A 16,005-nucleotide genomic window follows, 5' to 3' on the forward strand; every position below is an offset into this window, starting at 1 on the left:
AGGCAAGAGGTGCAGCCTGAGCGAATGCTGGGCCGAGCGAAGCGAGGGTCAGGCATGAGCTCCACCACTGAGCTTCTGAAGGGTGCGGCCGAGCTGTTCCCCGGCGAGGTCGTCACCGAGGCGCACGTACGCCATCTCGACCTTCCCGGCGGTGCGGGGCGCTTCGCGCTCATCACGCTGGACAACGGCTTCGACCACACCAAGCCGACCACCATCGGCCCGCAGTCGCTGGCGAATCTGAACGCCGCCGTCGACCAGGTCGAGAAGGAGGCGGCCGAGGGCACGATCGTCGGTGTCGGTGTGACCGGCAAGCCGTTCATCTTCGCCGTCGGCGCCGACCTCAAGGGCGTCGAGCTCCTCAAGAACCACCAGGACGCGCTGGCCATCGGCAAGGGCGGCCACGACGTCTTCCGCCGCCTCTCCGGCCTCGCGGTGCCCACCTTCGCGTACTACAACGGCGCGGCGATGGGCGGCGGTGTCGAGATCGGACTGCACTGCTCGTACCGCACCGTCTCCAAGGCGCTGCCCGCCTTCTCGCTGCCCGAGGTCTTCCTCGGTCTGGTCCCCGGCTGGGGCGGCTGTGTGCTGCTTCCCAACCTGATCGGCGCCGACCGCGCCGTCTCGGTGATCATCGAGAACTCGCTGAACCAGAACCGCCAGCTCAAGGGCAAGCAGGTCTTCGAGCTGGGGATCGCCGACGCGATCTTCGAGGGCGCGGACTTCCTGGAGCAGTCGCTGATCTGGACCGCGTCCGTCCTCAAGGGCGAGCTCGCGGTGGAGCGTCCCGAGGTCGACCGCGGTGACGCCTGGGACCAGGCCGTCGCCCGCGGCAAGGCCGTCGCCGACTCCAAGGTGCACGGGGCGGCCCCGGCCGCGTACCGCGCGCTGGAGATCATCGCCGCCGCGAAGAGCGGCGACCTGGGCGCCGGCTTCGACTCCGAGGACCAGGCACTCGCGGACCTGATCATGGGCGGTGAACTGCGCTCCGGGATCTACTCCTTCAACCTGGTCCAGAAGCGCGCCAAGCGCCCGGCAGGCGCCCCGGACAAGGCCCTGGCCCGCCCGGTCACCAAGGTCGGCGTGGTGGGCGCGGGCCTGATGGCCAGCCAGCTCGCCCTGCTGTTCCTGCGCCGCCTCGAAGTCCCGGTCGTCCTCACGGACATCGACCAGGAGCGCGTCGACAAGGGCGTGGGCTATGTCCGGGACGAGATCGAGAAGCTGCTCGGCAAGGGCCGCATCAACCAGGACAAGGCCAACCGCCTGAAGGCCCTGGTCTCCGGTGTGCTGGACAAGGCGGAGGGCTTCTCCGACGCCGACTTCATCATCGAGGCCGTCTTCGAGGAGATCGGCGTCAAGCAGCAGGTGTTCGCGGAGGTCGAGGCGGTCGCCCCGGCGCACGCGATCCTCGCCACCAACACCTCGTCCCTCTCGGTCACCGAGATGGCGTCGAAGCTGAAGAACCCCGAGCGGGTCGTCGGCTTCCACTTCTTCAACCCGGTCGCGGTCCTCCCCCTCCTGGAGATCGTCCGCGGCGAGCAGACCGACGACGCCTCGCTGGCCACGGCCTTCGGTGTCGCGCGCAAGCTGAAGAAGACCGCGGTGCTGGTGAAGGACGCCCCGGCGTTCGTCGTGAACCGCATCCTCACCCGCTTCATGGGCGAGATCCAGAACATCATCGACGAGGGCACCCCGGTCGGGACGGCGGAGAAGGCCATCGAGCCCCTCGGCCTGCCGATGTCCCCGCTGGTGCTGCTCGAGCTGGTCGGCCCGGCCATCGGTCTGCATGTCTCGGAGACCCTGAACCGGGCCTTCCCCGACCGCTTCACGGTCTCGGAGAACCTCGCGGCGGTCGTCAAGGCCGGCAAGCGCGGCTTCTACGTCTACGACTCGGGCGCGCCGGTCCTCGACCCCGAGGTCGCGGCCCTCCTCAAGCAGGGCGACAGCGTCCTGACCGAGGACCAGGTCCGCGACCGTGTCCTGGACGCGGTGGCGCAGGAGATCGGCCTGATGCTGGCCGAGGGTGTCGTCGCCGAGGCCCAGGACATCGACCTGTGCCTGATCACCGGCGCGGGCTGGCCCTTCCACCTGGGCGGCATCACGCCGTACCTGGACCGTGAGGGTGTCTCGGAGCGGGTGAACGGCAAGCCGTTCCTCGCGCAGGGCGTGGCGAGCGTCCCGGCCTGAGCCGAGGCCTCACCCTTCCGCGCGGGACGCCTGGGACGCGCGGGACGCGCGTGAGCGGCGGGAGCGGGTCGTACGGATCGGATGGATCCCGTACGGCCCGCTCTCGCATGCTCGGGCCCTCAAGGCGTCCTCAGACCCGGGACCAGCCCTCCAGGGCCATCCCCTGCTGGTCCGGACGCTGTCTGGTCACGCTCAGCCCGCCCTCGCGGCCGATCGCGGCGACGACCAGCCGGCCCGCGCGGTCCCGGGCGAGCGCGGGCGCGCCTTCGCAGGGCTCGCGGGTGTCGGTCCACCACGTACCGGCGGACTCCAGCTCCGTCGGACAGGCGCTCACCGCGAGCGTGCCGCCCCCGACGGCCTGGGCCAGCACGGTGCAGTCGTGGCCGTCCACATCGCAGCGGGACAGGGCGACGGGGCCACGGCCCGAGCGGCCGTCCAGTGCGGTGGGCGCGGTGTCCTCGCCGCCGGGTCCGGGCAGCCGGTGGGCCATGACCTCACCCGTGGCGTCGTCGCGCCAGAAGTGGGTGACCCTGTCCTCGTAGGAGCCGATGCCCGACACCGACTCCGGGCGGGCGGTGAACGCCAGGTCGGCGACGGGCTCCAGCGGGACGCCCGGCTTCTCCTGACGCCACACGTACACACCGTCGTCGGCCGGCATGAGGAGCTCGACACGGCCCGACCCGGTGACGACCGGGGAGAGCCCCTCGCGCACGCCCTCGCAGGGCAGGGCCGTCCACTTGCTCCAGGTGCCGTGCTGACTGCGCCGGCGGGTGAACACCCCGCCGGTCGCACTGCGGACGAAGACGTGCACCTTGCCGCTCCCGTCGACGACGGCCACCGGCGCACCGATGGACGCCGCCGGAGCCGCGTCCTTGCCGTGCGGGTTGCCGATCGAGTGCCAGCCGGTCAGTGGACGGCCCGCCTGGTACTGGGTCGCGTAGACGATCTCGACGGGTGCCGCGGGGCTCCCGCCCTTGCGGCGCATCGCGAACAGGTCGATGTAGCCGCGGGGGCCGCGTGCGACGGAGAGGTACGGGAGTATCCGCCCGTCGGCGAGGAGGAGTTCGGGCGGGGTCCATGCGTCGGGCCGGGTCGCGGACTCGGTCCAGCGCACGATGCCCCCGCCCCTTCCGGCGGCGTACGCGGTGAGGCGGCCATCGCCGTCAGGCACGAGCCAGCCGGTCGTGCGCGGTGCGGCGGCAGCGGTGCCGGGCGGCGGGGCGGCCGGTCTGTCCGCGGGCCTGGACGAGGTCTCTTCGGCAGGGTGACCGGCACGCCTGAGTCCTGTACGCAAACCCATGGTGTTCCCCGCCCGTCCTACCGCATGCGCTTGACCGGTTCTGCTTTCACAGCGTCAACTGGCGTTCCGATCATACTCGACAGAGATCAACCGCGGCCTGCGCCCGCCTGCCTCCCTACGGTGCGGAGGTGTTCGCCATACGGCTGTGCCGGCGCCCGTACGTGACGTAGATGATCACGCCGATCAGCATCCAGACCCCGAACCGCAGCCATGTCTCCGCCGGCAGATTCAGCATCAGCCAGACCGAGGCCGCGACCGAGACGACCGGGAGCAGCGGGACCCAGGGGGTGCGGAAGGCGCGGTGGAGGTCCGGGCGGGTGCGGCGCAGCACGATGACACCGAGGGCCACGACCACGAAGGCGAAGAGCGTCCCGATGTTCACCAGGGTCGCCAGCTCGTCGATGCTCGTGAAGCCGGCCACGATCGCGATGATGACGCCGAGCAGGATGGTGGGGCGGTACGGGGTCCCGAAGCGTGGGTGCGTCACCGAGAAGAACCTCGGCAGCAGCCCGTCGCGGCTCATCGCGAAGAACACCCGGGTCTGGCCGAGCAGCAGGATCATGCAGACCGTGGTGAGTCCGACCGCGGCGCCGAAGCTGATGACGCCCGCGTAGAAGGGATGTCCGACGGCCTTGAAGGCGTCGGCGAGCGGGGCGCTCACGGAGAGTTCGGTGTAGTGCTGCATGCCCGTGACGACGATCGACACGGCGACGTAGAGCACGGTGCAGATGATGAGCGAGGCGAGGATGCCGCGCGGCATGTCACGCTGCGGGACCTTGGTCTCCTCGGCGGCGGTGGCCACGACGTCGAAGCCGATGAAGGCGAAGAAGACGATGGACGCCGCGGTGAAGATCCCCATGATGCCGAAGTTCGTCGGCGCGTATCCGAAGATCAGCTGGACCAGCGGTGCGTCCAGGCCGGATCCCGAGGTCTGCTTCTCCGCCTCGGGGATGAAGGGCGAGTAGTTGGCGGACTTGATGAAGAACAGGCCGGCGATGATCACGATGCCCACGACCGCCACCTTGATGACGACGACGATCGTGGTCACACGGGCGGAGAGCTTCATCCCCAGGACCAGGATCACTGTCAGGGCCAGCACCAGGGCGAAGGACAGGATGTCGAAGCCGAAGCCGTTCGTCGCATCCGTGCCGGAGAGCGCGTCGGGCAGCGACCAGCCGATGTTGTCCAGGAGCGAGCGGACGTAGCCCGACCAGCCGACCCCCACGACCGCGGTGCCCAGCGCGAACTCCAGCACCAGGTCCCAGCCGATGATCCAGGCGACCAGTTCGCCCAGGGAGGCGTAGGAGAAGGTGTACGCCGATCCCGCGACCGGGACGGTGGAGGCGAATTCGGCGTAGCAGAGGGCCGCGAGCGCGCAGACGATGCCCGCCACGACGAAGGCGAGCGCCGTGGCGGGGCCCGCCGTCTCCTTGGCGACCTTGCCCGTGAGGACGAAGATGCCGGTGCCGATGACGACCCCCACTCCGAAGACCGTGAGGTCGAGCGCGGAGAGGGATTTCCTGAGCGCGTGCTCCGGTTCCTCGGTGTCCTGGATGGACTGCTCGACCGTCTTGGTCCGGAACAGCCCCTTTCCGCTGGGGGGCGTGTCCTGCTGCGTGCTCACCGGCGTACCTCCGCGCACTCGTCGTGCACGCCATGATTCGGAACCGGGAGCCCCATCATGTCCGCGAAGGCATGGTACGGCCCGTTTTCACGCGAATGGGCCGGTCGGACCACCCGAGTGGGGTGGGCGACCGGCCCGGTGCGGCGCGGAGCCGATCAGTCGCGGACGGGCTCCACGGCGGGGCTCTCGTACCGGCCGTCGAGCTTCGCGACCAGGCCGGTGACCTGGCGGGCGACGTCCGGTGCGGTCAGCCCGATCTCCGCCATGACCTCGCCGCGCGAGGCGTGGTCGAGGAACACCGGCGGGATACCGAAGTCGCGCAGCGGTACGTCGACGTCCGCGTCGCGCAGCGCCTGGGCGATGGCGGAGCCGACACCGCCCGCCCTGCTGTTGTCCTCCACCGTGACGACGACCCGGTGCCGGGCCGCGAGCGGCGCCAGCGCCTCGTCCACGGGCTTGACCCAGCGGGGGTCGACCACGGTGGTGGAGATGCCCTGGGCGTCCAGGAGAGCGGCGATCTCCAGGCACATCGGGGCGAGGGCCCCGACGGAGACCAGGAGGACGTCCGGCGTCTCCGTGCCCGCCAGGCGCAGGATGTCCATGCCTCCCGCCTTGCCCACCGCGTCGACCGCGGGGCCGACCGCGCCCTTGGAGAAGCGGACGACGGTGGGTGCGTCGTCCACGTCGACGGCCTCGCGCAGCTGGGCGCGCACCTGGTCGGCGTCGCGCGGGGCCGCGATGCGCAGGGTCGGCACGCACTGGAGGATCGACATGTCCCACATGCCGTTGTGGGACGCGCCGTCCGTGCCCGTGACACCCGCCCGGTCCAGGACGAAGGTCACTCCGCACCTGTGCAGGGCGACGTCCATCAGGACCTGGTCGAAGGCGCGGTTCAGGAAGGTCGCGTAGACCGCGAAGACCGGGTGCAGTCCGCCGGTGGCCAGGCCGGCCGCGGAGACCGCGCCGTGCTGCTCGGCGATCCCGACATCGTAGATCCGGTCCGGGAAGGCCTCCTCGAACTTGCCGAGGCCGACGGGCTGGAGCATGGCCGCCGTAATGGCGACGACGTCCTCGCGCTCATGGCCGAGCTTGACCATCTCCTCGCCGAAGACCGAGGTCCAGTCGAGACCGGAGGTGGAGATGGGCAGTCCGGTGTCCGGGTGGATCTTGCCGACGGCGTGGAACCGGTCCGCCTCGTCCTGGAGGGCCGGCGTGTAACCGCGTCCCTTCTCGGTGATGCAGTGCACGATGACGGGGCCGCCGAAGCGCTTGGCGCGCTGGAGCGCGGACTCCAGGGCCTCGATGTCGTGGCCGTCGATCGGCCCGACGTACTTCAGGCCGAGGTCCTCGAACATGCCCTGCGGGGCGATGAAGTCCTTGAGGCCCTTCTTGGCGCCGTGCAGCGTCTCGTACAGCGGCCTGCCGACGACCGGGGTGCGCTCCAGGAGGTCCTTGCCGCGGGCCAGGAAGCGCTCGTACCCGTCGGTGGTGCGCAGGGTGGCGAGGTGGTTCGCGAGGCCGCCGATGGTGGGTGCGTAGGAGCGCTCGTTGTCGTTGACGACGATGACGAGGGGGCGGTCCTTGGCCGCGGCGATGTTGTTCAGCGCCTCCCAGGCCATACCGCCCGTGAGCGCGCCGTCACCGATGACCGCGGCGACGTGGTCGTCCTTGCCCAGGACCTCGTTGGCCTTGGCGAGGCCGTCGGCCCAGCCGAGCACCGTCGAGGCGTGGGAGTTCTCGATGACGTCGTGCTCGGACTCGGCGCGGGACGGGTATCCGGAGAGTCCGCCCTTGCTCTTGAGCTTCGAGAAGTCCTGCCGGCCGGTGAGCAGCTTGTGCACATAGCTCTGGTGGCCGGTGTCGAAGAGGACCTTGTCCTTCGGGGACTCGAAGACCCGGTGCAGGGCGATGGTCAGCTCGACCACACCCAGGTTCGGGCCGAGGTGTCCGCCGGTCTTGGAGACCTCCTCGACGAGGAAGGTACGGATCTCCCCGGCGAGCTGGTCGAGCTGCTCGAGGCCTAGCCGGTCCAGGTCGCGCGGTCCCCTGATGCGGGTCAGCAGGTCCACCCGTGCCTCCTTGCGTGTGAGCTGGTCGAGCGTGGCGATCCGATGAGTCTAATGTTCCGCCGGCGGCCCCGGTCATCGGGCGGCGCAATCGGTCGCGGCGCGCCGGGCGGGGCCGTACGCGCAGGTGCCCGGCATCACGGGGGATGCCGGGCACATGTGCGCAGGTACGACGGTCAGGCGCGACCCGCGGTCTTCTGCGTCTTGCGGGTGACGGAGTCGATGACGACCGTGGCGAGAAGCACAGCGCCGGTCACCATGTACTGGACCGGCGTCTTGATGCCTTCCAGCGACAGGCCGTACTGGATCGAGACGATCACCATGACGCCGAGCAGGGCGTTCCACGTGCGGCCCCGGCCTCCGAAGAGGCTGGTGCCACCGATGACGGCCGCCGCGATCACGTTCATCAGGAGGTCGCCGGTGCCGGAGCCCTGGTTGACGGCCGCGATCTTGGAGGCCCAGAAGAGGCCGCCGATCGCCGCGAAGGTGCCGGCTATGGAGAACACCGAGATACGGATCGCGGTGACGTTGATGCCGGCGCGGCGGGACGCCTCGACGCTGCCGCCGAGCGCGAAGATCTTCCGGCCGTAGGTCGTGCGGCGCAGGAGGAAGTCCGTGCCGATGAGGACGACGAGGAAGAGCACCAGGGCCAGCGGGAGACCGCGGTACTGGTTGAACATGATCGCCGCGGCGAAGGCGAACACCGCGAGCACGACGGTGCGCACCACGATGTCGGTGAGCGGACGGGACGGGACGCCCGCTGCCTCGCGGCGCCGGCTGTCCAGGAACGCCGAGAAGAAGAAGGCGATCACCAGGACGGCGGCCACACCGTAGGCGGCGGCGACGTCCGTGAAGTAGTACGTGGTCAGCTTGCCGACCACACCGTCGCTGTCGAGGTTGATCGTGCCGGTGTCACCGAGGAGCTGGAGCATGAGCCCCAGCCAGAACAGCAGTCCCGCGAGGGTCACGGCGAAGGCGGGGGCGCCGATCCTGGCGAAGAAGAAACCGTGCAGCGCGCCGATGACCGCACCGCTCACGATGGCGAGGACGAGGGCGAGCCACTCGTTCAGCCCGTGGGTCACGCTCAGTACGGCCACGACGGCACCGGAGACACCACTGACCGAGCCGACCGACAGGTCGATCTCGCCGAGCATCAGCACGAAAATGATGCCGACGGCCATCATGCCGGTGGCCACCATCGCGACGGCGATGTCACTGATGTTCTTCGCGGAGAGGAACTCGGAGTTCAGGCTCTGGAAGACCACGCAGATGATGATCAGGCCGATGACCACGGGGATCGAGCCGAGGTCGCCACCGCGCATCTTGCGCTTGAACTCGCTGATGTATCCGCCGAAGCCCTGCTCGCGCACGAGCAGCCGGGGGTCGACCACGGTGTCCGCACCCTCGGCGGCCTCCGGGTTGATCACGGCCGTGGACGTCTTGTCGGTCGTCACTTCTGGACCTCCGCGTTACGGGCCGCACGACGGGTCACGGCGTTCTCCGTGGCGCCCGTGATGGCGGAGATGATCTCTTCCTGCGAGGTGGTCTTCACATCGAAGATCCCGTTGTTCCGGCCCAGCCGGAGCACGGCGACCTTGTCGGCGACGGCCTTCACATCGGCCATGTTGTGGCTGATGAGGATGACCGCGTGACCGCGCTCACGCAGCCGCTCGACGAGGTCGAGGACCTGGGCGGTCTGCTCGACGCCGAGGGCGGCGGTGGGCTCGTCGAGGATGACGAGCTTGGGCTCCCCGAGCATGGAGCGGGCGATGGCCACGGTCTGGCGCTGACCGCCGGAGAGCGAGGCGATCGGGATCCGCACGCTGGGGATGCGGATCGACAGCGTGGACAGGAGCTCGCGCGAGCGGCGCTCCATCTCGACCTCGTCGAGGATTCCGAACTTGCGGATCTCCCGGCCGAGGTAGAGGTTGCCGACGACGTCGATGTTGTCGCAGAGCGCGAGGTCCTGGTAGACGGTCGCGATGCCCAGGGTCTGGGCGTCGTTCGGCTTGTTGATCTGGACCGGCCGGCCGTCCCACTCGATGACTCCGTCATCGATGGGGTGCACACCGGCGATCGTCTTGACCAGCGTTGATTTACCGGCACCGTTGTCGCCCACCAGGGCGACCACTTCACCGGCGTGGACCTCAAGCTCTACATCGGTGAGCGCCTGGACGGCACCGAATCGCTTGGAGACCCCTCGCAACGCCAACACGGGCGTAGCGGACACGTGAACCATCTCCTTCGCCGCCTGACCCGGCGGGGATACCGCTCCTGGGGGGAGGCGCGGTGGTCGAGCAGAAGAATTGAGAAACTGCGGAGTGTTCCGTCCGGCGCCCGGCCCGGTAGCGGGACAGTTGGTGGGCGGGGCGCCGGACAGGCTCTCGGTCCGCGCGGCCGGTCCTGCCGGCCGCGCGGGGGGGTGCTAGTTCTTCAGGTCGATCGCGTCGCAGGCCTTCTTGTACTTGGCCGTGCAGATCTCGTCGATCGTCCAGATCCCATCCTTGATGATGGTTTCCTTGATGTTGTCCTTGGTCAGCGAGACGACCGGCACGAGGACGGTCGGAACGCCCTTCGTGCTGGAGTTGTCGGCCTTGGACGTGGCGATGTCGTCGAGCGCGTCGCCCTTGGCCAGCGCCACCGCCATCTCCGCGGCGATGATGCCCTCCTGCGGGTACGACTTGTAGACGCTCATGTACTGCTCACCGGCGACGATGTGCTGCACACCGGCGAGTTCGGCGTCCTGGCCGGTCACCGGCGGGAGCTTGCTGATGCCCGCGGACTTGAGCGCCTGGATGGAACCGCCGGCCAGACCGTCGTTGGCGGCGTAGACGCCGTCGATCTTGTCCTTGCCGAGGGCGGTGATGGCGCCCTCCATGTTGGCGTTGGCGTTCTCGGCCTTCCACTCCTTGGTGTCGTACTCCTTGCCGTACGTCACCTTGCCGTCGAGCACCGACTTGGCGCCCTTCTTGAAGAGCGCGGCGTTCGGGTCGGTGATCGCGCCGTGCATCATCACGACGGTGGGCTTGGTCTTGCCGTCCAGGGCCTCCAGCAGGGCCTTGCCCTGCACACGGCCGACCTCTTCGTTGTCGAAGGAGGTGTAGGCGTCGATCGGGCCCTCGGCGAGGCGGTCGAAGGCGACGACGGGGATGCCCTCGTCCTTGGCCTTCTTGATGCTGGTCTCGATCGCCTTCGAGTCGACGGCGTCGACGATGAGCGCGTCGACCTTGTTCGTGATCATCGTGTCGACCTGCTGCGCCTGCAGCGTGGCGTCCTGGCGGGCGTTGGAGTAGACGACCTCCGCCTTGCCGCCCGTGAGCTCGCTGACCTTCTTCTCGATGATCGGCTTGTCGAACTTCTCGTAACGGGCCGTGGCGTTCTCGGGAAGGAGCAGACCGATCTTGAGATCGTCGCCCTTCTTCGCCGAGTCGGAGCCGGTCTTGTCGCCGGACTCCTTGGCGCTCCCGCAGGCGGCGAGAGAGACGGCCATGGTGGTGGCGGCAACGGCAACGGCGGCACGACGCATGCGCGTGTTCATTTCGAACCTCCCTGACGAGGCCGCGACGTTGCGGCCGAGGTGGCTGGAAGTCAACTCGGCCGCGACGCCAGCGTCAAGGAGTAAATCCTTAACGAGATGACAACGGTGCCATTCGTTATCTAAGTGAAGGCAGGAGTGGCCGAAGGGAGGGTGCTCTCCAAAAGGGTTGAATCCCCCATCTCGCTGAGCACGAGGGCCAGCGCGCCCAGCACCTCGGCCCGTCCGCCGAGCGCCCCGGGGAGCACGGAGAGCTGTCGCCCGGCGCTGGGAATCGCATAGCGGGAGACCGAGTCCCTGATGGGCGCCAGCACCAGTTCCCCCGCCTCCGCGAGTGATCCGCCGAGCACCACACGGCTCGGGTTGAGCAGATTGCACAGGTTGGCCACGCCGCTGCCGATGTGCCGCCCGACGTCCCCGATGACCCTGCGGCAGCCCGGATCGCCCTCGCGGGCCAGCTGGACCATCCGCTCCATGGTGAGATCGGCCCCGTGGCTGGGCTTCAGCAGCGGCAGGACGTACCGGGCGGCGGTGAAGGTCTCCAGGCAGCCGCGGTTGCCGCAGCGGCACACAGGGCCCGCCTCGTCGAGGGTGATGTGGCCGATCTCGCCGGCCGTACCTCCCGGGCCGCGGTAGATGTGCCCGTCGATCACCAGACCTGCGCCGACGCCGCTGGCGACCTTGATGTATGCCAGGTCCCTGACACCTCTGCCGCCGCCCCAGACGAGCTCACCGAGCGCGCCGAGGTTGGCGTCGTTGTCCACGTACACCGGGACGCCGAGGCGCCCCGCGAGCTCCTGGCTGGGGTTGATGCCCGTCCAGCCCGGCAGGATCGAGGTGGAGCCCAGGGTGCCGGATTCGACGTCGATGGGGCCCGGCACACCGAGGCCGACGCCGATCACCTTCCCCGGGTTGACCCCGGTGGTCTCGACGAGGCGGTTGACCAGCTGTTCCGCCCGGCCGAAGCCCTCCGCGGACGAGGCGTCCACATCGAGCGGCTCGGATTCCTCCGCGAGCACCTGGTGGGCCAGGTTGCCGATGGCCACCCGAAGGTGCGTATGCCCGAAATCCACCCCTATGACAATGCCGGCGTCACCGCTCAGGGAGACGCTCCTGGCACGGCGCCCGCCCGCCGAGGTGGGGGTCACCTCGACCGTGCCGGCTTCCTTGAGTTCACGAACGATGTTGGAGACGGTGGCTGCGGAGAGACCGGTGCTCCTGGCGATCTCGGCCTGGGTCAGGGACCCGGCCATCCTTACGGCACGCACGACCCGCTCAAGGTTGGCCCGATGCAGAGATGTCTGCGACCCCGGAGTCTCCATCGACTCACTCACTCCTGCCGTTTTCTCTAACATGTGAACCCTAAGCTGAGCGTTTTGGGGTGCCCCCCGTCAAGACCTTGAGCAGCGGCAGCCTCCGATGAGCATCGAGCCTCCACATCCGAACGGACCAGAAAGCGTCGCAAAGCGCATGAAACCGCCCCCGGCCGGTGACCGAGGGGCGGTTCGCTGCCCGGAGACTCTGTCTCCTGTCGATGACGGGTGCCCTCCCGCTGACGACAAGTCCTGTCGGCGGGGGCGCCCGCCCTACTTGAGCGCCCCCGCGGTCAGTCCGGCGACGACCTGGCGCTGGAAGACGACATAGGCGGCGAGTACCGGCAGCATCGCCATCACCAGTCCGGCGAAGAGCCCCGACCAGTCCCCCTTGTACCCCTGGCTGGTGGCCAGTTCGACGAGGCCCTGGGAAAGCACCTTGCCGTCCGGGTCGGTGTTCAGCACCGTCGGCAGCATGTACTGGTTCCACTGCCCCAGGAAGTTGAAGATGCCGACGCTGATCAGGCCCGGCTTCGCCATCGGCAGCATCACCTGGAAGAACGTCCGGGTGTGCGAGGCCCCGTCGAGCATGGCCGCTTCCGCGATCGAGGTCGGCAGCGTCCGGAAGAACGAGGTGAGGAAGAAGACGGTGAACGGCAGCGAGTAGGCGATGTAGACCAGGATCAGTCCGTGCACCGAGTTCAGCAGGCCCATGTTGTTCATGACGAAGAACAGCGGGACCAGCGCCAGGATGATCGGGAAGCTCATCCCGCCGATGAAGAGGAAGTAGATGAAGCGGTTGCCCGGGAAGTCGAACCGCGCCAGCACGTACGCCGCCATCGACCCCAGCAGCAGCGTGCCGATGAGTGAACCGCCCACCACCAGGATGGTGTTGAGGAAGTAGTCACTCATATGGGCCTGGTTCCAGGCCCGTGACCAGTTCTCGAAGTGCAGCTTGTCCGGCAGCGCCCAGGGCGTCGACAGGATCGAGTCGTCCGTCTTGAAGGACGCCATCACCGCCCAGAGCAGCGGCATGACGACGAGCACCGCCCAGATGACCAGCACACCGTGCGAGAAGACGTTGAGGACCTTGCCCTCGCTGCTCTTCGCCGGCTCCACGGCCGGGGCGTCCGTCTTCGTCACCGGCGAGCGCGGGGCCGGGACGGCGGGAGGAGTCTCAGTGACCTTCACGTGTGCTCACCTCGTGCAACTGTCGAGCCGGCCACCGGGACCGAACTGTTCCGCGCGCCACCGGTGCTCCGGTCGCCGTACTCCGCAACGAACCGCATCAGAACTCCAGCCGCTCACGCCGGCCCAGCTTCATCACGATGCCCGCGAAGAGCATGGTGACGATGAGCAGCCCGACGCCGATCGTGGTGGCGTAACCGGCCTGGGCGTCCCTGAAGGCCGTCTGGTAGACGTACAGCGGCAGGACGGTGGTGGAGTAGGCGGGACCACCCGGACCGACCGTCATGACCTGTACGGCGGTGAAGGCCTCCACCCCGAGCGCCAGGATGCCCATGTAGACCCAGCCGGACTGCACGGTGTCCCAGAGCAGCGGCAGCGTGATCCTGAAGAACGTCGTGATGCGGCTGGCGCCGTCGAGCAGCGCCGCCTCGTAGAAGTCCTTCGGGATCGACGCCATGCCTGCGGAGAAGAGGACGACGAAGAATCCGACCGTCGACCAGATCAGGACGACCATGATGCAGTAGAGCGCCAGATTCGGGTCGCCGAGCCAGTCCGGCTGAAGGCTCTTGAAGCCGACGGCCTTGAGCGTCGCGTTCAGCATTCCGGACGTCGGGTTGAACGCGAACTGGAACAGCAGGGCCACGATCACGATCGACAGGACCTGCGGGAAGAAATAGGCGATCTTGTAGAACGAGGAGCCCCGCACGCCGGCGACCGCGGCGTTCTTACGCCGCCGGCCGCCGACATTGAGCATGAAGGCGAAGAAGAGCGCGAGGCCCAGCGTCACCAGCGGCAGCAGCAGTGCCAGCAGCACACTGTGCTGCAGCGACTTCCAGAAGATGTCGTCCTTGAGCATCCGGCTGTAGTTGTCGAAGCCGACCATCTTGAAGTCCGAGCTGAGCCCGGTCCAGTCCGTGAACGAGTAGTAGATGGACTGGACGAAGGGCCAGATGACGAAGATGGCGTACAACGCCAGTGGGGCTACCAGGAACCCCACGATGAACCGGTACTTGCCGTGCTGCATCGTTTACCGACCCCGATTTCCGAGCGGGTGCCGCCGCTGGTGACGGTTGCTCACTGGTGCTTGTAGTGCTTGATGGACTGGTCCTTGGCCGCCGCGTCGGCGAAGGCCTGGATCTTCTTGATGGTCTCCGCCGGGGTCGCGCGGCCGGCCATCATCTCGCCGATACCGGCGATTCCGATCTGCTCCTTCTGCAGCTTCACGTACCAGTCCTGCATCCGCGGGTTGACCACGTTGTCGCCGGCCTTCGCCAGGACGTCGACGCCGGACTGCAACGCCGTGGACAGCTCCAGGCCGTCGGTACCTCCGTTGAAGGCACTGAGGGACTTCACCGACTTGGTGAAGTTCTTGGAGGACTCCTCGCTGAGCATGATGCGCAGCTGCTCCATGCCTCCGTCGGGGTTCTTCGCCTTCGCCGGCACGATGAAGGGCTCACCACCGGACGCCCAGAGGGTGCCGAAGGGCATCTTGTCGGAGGAGTCGAGGCTGGACGGCGCGCCGACCATCATCTTGAAGTCGTCGGGCGTGGTGGGCGCGGCCTCGTTCTCCACCCATGAACCGTTCGGGATGAAGAGCGCCTTGCCCTTGGTCCACTCGGTCTGCGACTGGATGTGGGTCAGACCGGGCGTGCCCTTGAGGACGTAGCCCTTCTGGAAGAGCTCGTAGTACGCCTCGAAGGCGGCCTTGACGGCCGGGTCCTTCCAGGCGTTGGGCTCCAGGTTGTCGATCTTGTCGAGGACCTCGCGGCCGCCGATCTTGCCGATGAAGGGGTAGAGCGAGAACGGAAGGTAGTACGGGTACTTGCCCGGGTACGTCCAGCCGGCGATGCCCTTCTTCTTCGCCTTCGCGCAGAGCGCGAGCATGTCGTCCCAGTTCTCCGGGTACGTCGCGTCGAGCTTCTCCAGGTTGGTCTGGGAGTACCAGACGCCGTAGACCGTGTACGCGTAGTACATGATCCAGACCGGGTCGCCGTCGAACTGGCCCATCTCCAGGACACCGGGGCGGAGCGTGTCGCGGACCTTCTTCGCCGGATCGTCGTAGGACGGGGCGTCCATCAGCGGCGTCAGGTCGGCGAGCTGCTTCTTGCCGACGAGGACACCCATGTCCATCTGCTCGGCACCCGAGTTGTCGATCAGGTCCGGCGGAGTGCCCCCGTTGAAGCGGGGCTGGAGGATCGACTGGATCTTCTCGGTCGCGGAGTGCTTGACCTTGGGTGCCTTGGGGAAGGCCTCGTTGTACTTCTTCTCGGCGTCGATGGCGTACTGCTCACCGAAGCCACCGTTGAAGATGACGACCTCAAGGGCTGCCGTCTCATTGACACCGAGCGGGTTCTTCTCGCTCTTGGTGCCCTTTTCGGCCTTCTCGTCGCTTCCGCTGTCGCTGCTGGCGCAGGCCGACAGGAAGCTCATCGTCGGGACGGCGATCAGGCCGAGTGCGGCAGAACGCTTGATCAGGTCGCGACGGCCAAGGCCCTCATTCGTGCGGCCGGAGGTGGATCCCATGCTCAAGTCCTCGCCTTCTCCAGGACTCAGGCGGTGTACCGGTCACCCGTAGTGAATTCGCCTACGGCGAAGGGCCCCGCCACCGCGGTCAGTTGCGCTTGGGTCGTGCAGATTGCCGGATTACCAGGTGCAGTGGGGGAGTTTCGGGGAAACGCACGGCGGGCCGCTCTCACGCCCACAGCTGTTCCCCCTCCCCCGTGTCCGCGTGCCGTTGTGAAGCGGCTGTGCAGACGCCGACAGGTATAGTCCACTTGCCGCCAACTGAGCAAGAT

Annotated in this window: 11 protein-coding genes; 1 reads left to right on the plus strand and 10 read right to left on the minus strand. The window is 68.0% G+C overall.

The features are described from left to right. The first annotated feature begins 54 nt into the window (after nt 1–54). Entirely contained in the window at nt 55–2,184 is a 2,130-nt protein-coding gene (locus OG623_RS06280) for a 3-hydroxyacyl-CoA dehydrogenase NAD-binding domain-containing protein (protein ID WP_406145043.1), read from the plus strand. Between the two features lie 130 nt (nt 2,185–2,314). Here OG623_RS06280 and OG623_RS06285 read toward each other — a convergent pair whose 3' ends face one another. The 10 genes from OG623_RS06285 to ngcE all read right to left on the minus strand — a co-directional run bounded on the left by OG623_RS06285 (nt 2,315) and on the right by ngcE (nt 15,733). Then, on the minus strand, nt 2,315–3,484 hold the full coding sequence (locus OG623_RS06285) for a hypothetical protein (protein ID WP_406145045.1): 1,170 nt from the start codon (nt 3,482–3,484) through the stop codon (nt 2,315–2,317). A 115-nt stretch (nt 3,485–3,599) separates the two neighbouring features. Further along, complete coding sequence (locus OG623_RS06290; protein ID WP_406145047.1) at nt 3,600–5,108, minus strand: amino acid permease; 1,509 nt, start codon at nt 5,106–5,108, stop codon at nt 3,600–3,602. Nucleotides 5,109–5,263: 155 nt separating this feature from the next. After that, nucleotides 5,264–7,177, minus strand: coding sequence for a 1-deoxy-D-xylulose-5-phosphate synthase (dxs, locus tag OG623_RS06295; RefSeq protein WP_406145049.1), 1,914 nt, complete (start codon nt 7,175–7,177; stop codon nt 5,264–5,266). 173 nt (nt 7,178–7,350) lie between these two features. Continuing rightward, a complete protein-coding gene (locus tag OG623_RS06300; protein WP_406145051.1) occupies nt 7,351–8,628 on the minus strand; it encodes a sugar ABC transporter permease in 1,278 nt (425 codons plus the stop codon). Continuing rightward, nucleotides 8,625–9,413 (minus strand): ATP-binding cassette domain-containing protein, encoded by a 789-nt coding sequence (locus OG623_RS06305; protein WP_406145053.1) that lies wholly within the window; start codon nt 9,411–9,413, stop codon nt 8,625–8,627. Before OG623_RS06305 ends, OG623_RS06300 begins: the two co-directional genes overlap by 4 nt. A gap of 186 nt (nt 9,414–9,599) precedes the next feature. Next, a complete protein-coding gene (locus tag OG623_RS06310; protein WP_406145055.1) occupies nt 9,600–10,712 on the minus strand; it encodes a sugar ABC transporter substrate-binding protein in 1,113 nt (370 codons plus the stop codon). A gap of 119 nt (nt 10,713–10,831) precedes the next feature. Beyond that, complete coding sequence (locus tag OG623_RS06315; RefSeq protein ID WP_406145057.1) at nt 10,832–12,031, minus strand: ROK family protein; 1,200 nt, start codon at nt 12,029–12,031, stop codon at nt 10,832–10,834. 264 nt (nt 12,032–12,295) lie between these two features. Further along, nucleotides 12,296–13,213, minus strand: a complete 918-nt coding sequence (locus OG623_RS06320; RefSeq protein WP_406145059.1) for a carbohydrate ABC transporter permease — start codon at nt 13,211–13,213, stop codon at nt 12,296–12,298. 97 nt (nt 13,214–13,310) lie between these two features. Then, a complete protein-coding gene (locus OG623_RS06325) occupies nt 13,311–14,234 on the minus strand; it encodes a carbohydrate ABC transporter permease (protein WP_406145061.1) in 924 nt (307 codons plus the stop codon). A gap of 50 nt (nt 14,235–14,284) precedes the next feature. Further along, nucleotides 14,285–15,733 carry an N-acetylglucosamine/diacetylchitobiose ABC transporter substrate-binding protein gene (ngcE, locus tag OG623_RS06330; protein ID WP_406145063.1) on the minus strand — a complete coding sequence of 483 codons (1,449 nt, stop codon included), beginning with the start codon at nt 15,731–15,733 and terminating at the stop codon, nt 14,285–14,287. Nucleotides 15,734–16,005 lie beyond the last annotated feature (272 nt).

Origin of the sequence: Streptomyces sp. NBC_01012, from assembly GCF_045162755.1 — a bacterium.
Classification (GTDB): Bacteria; Actinomycetota; Actinomycetes; order Streptomycetales; family Streptomycetaceae; genus Streptomyces.

Bases quoted from the DNA above. Each gene is read 5' to 3' on its own strand.
- OG623_RS06280 (WP_406145043.1), top strand. From the start codon at position 55: ATGAGCTCCACCACTGAGCTTCTGAAGGGTGCGGCCGAGCTGTTCCCC.
- OG623_RS06285 (WP_406145045.1), bottom strand. From the start codon at position 3,484: ATGGGTTTGCGTACAGGACTCAGGCGTGCCGGTCACCCTGCCGAAGAG.
- OG623_RS06305 (WP_406145053.1), bottom strand. From the start codon at position 9,413: ATGGTTCACGTGTCCGCTACGCCCGTGTTGGCGTTGCGAGGGGTCTCC.
- OG623_RS06310 (WP_406145055.1), bottom strand. From the start codon at position 10,712: ATGAACACGCGCATGCGTCGTGCCGCCGTTGCCGTTGCCGCCACCACC.
- OG623_RS06315 (WP_406145057.1), bottom strand. From the start codon at position 12,031: ATGGAGACTCCGGGGTCGCAGACATCTCTGCATCGGGCCAACCTTGAG.
- OG623_RS06325 (WP_406145061.1), bottom strand. From the start codon at position 14,234: ATGCAGCACGGCAAGTACCGGTTCATCGTGGGGTTCCTGGTAGCCCCA.
- ngcE (WP_406145063.1), bottom strand. From the start codon at position 15,733: ATGGGATCCACCTCCGGCCGCACGAATGAGGGCCTTGGCCGTCGCGAC.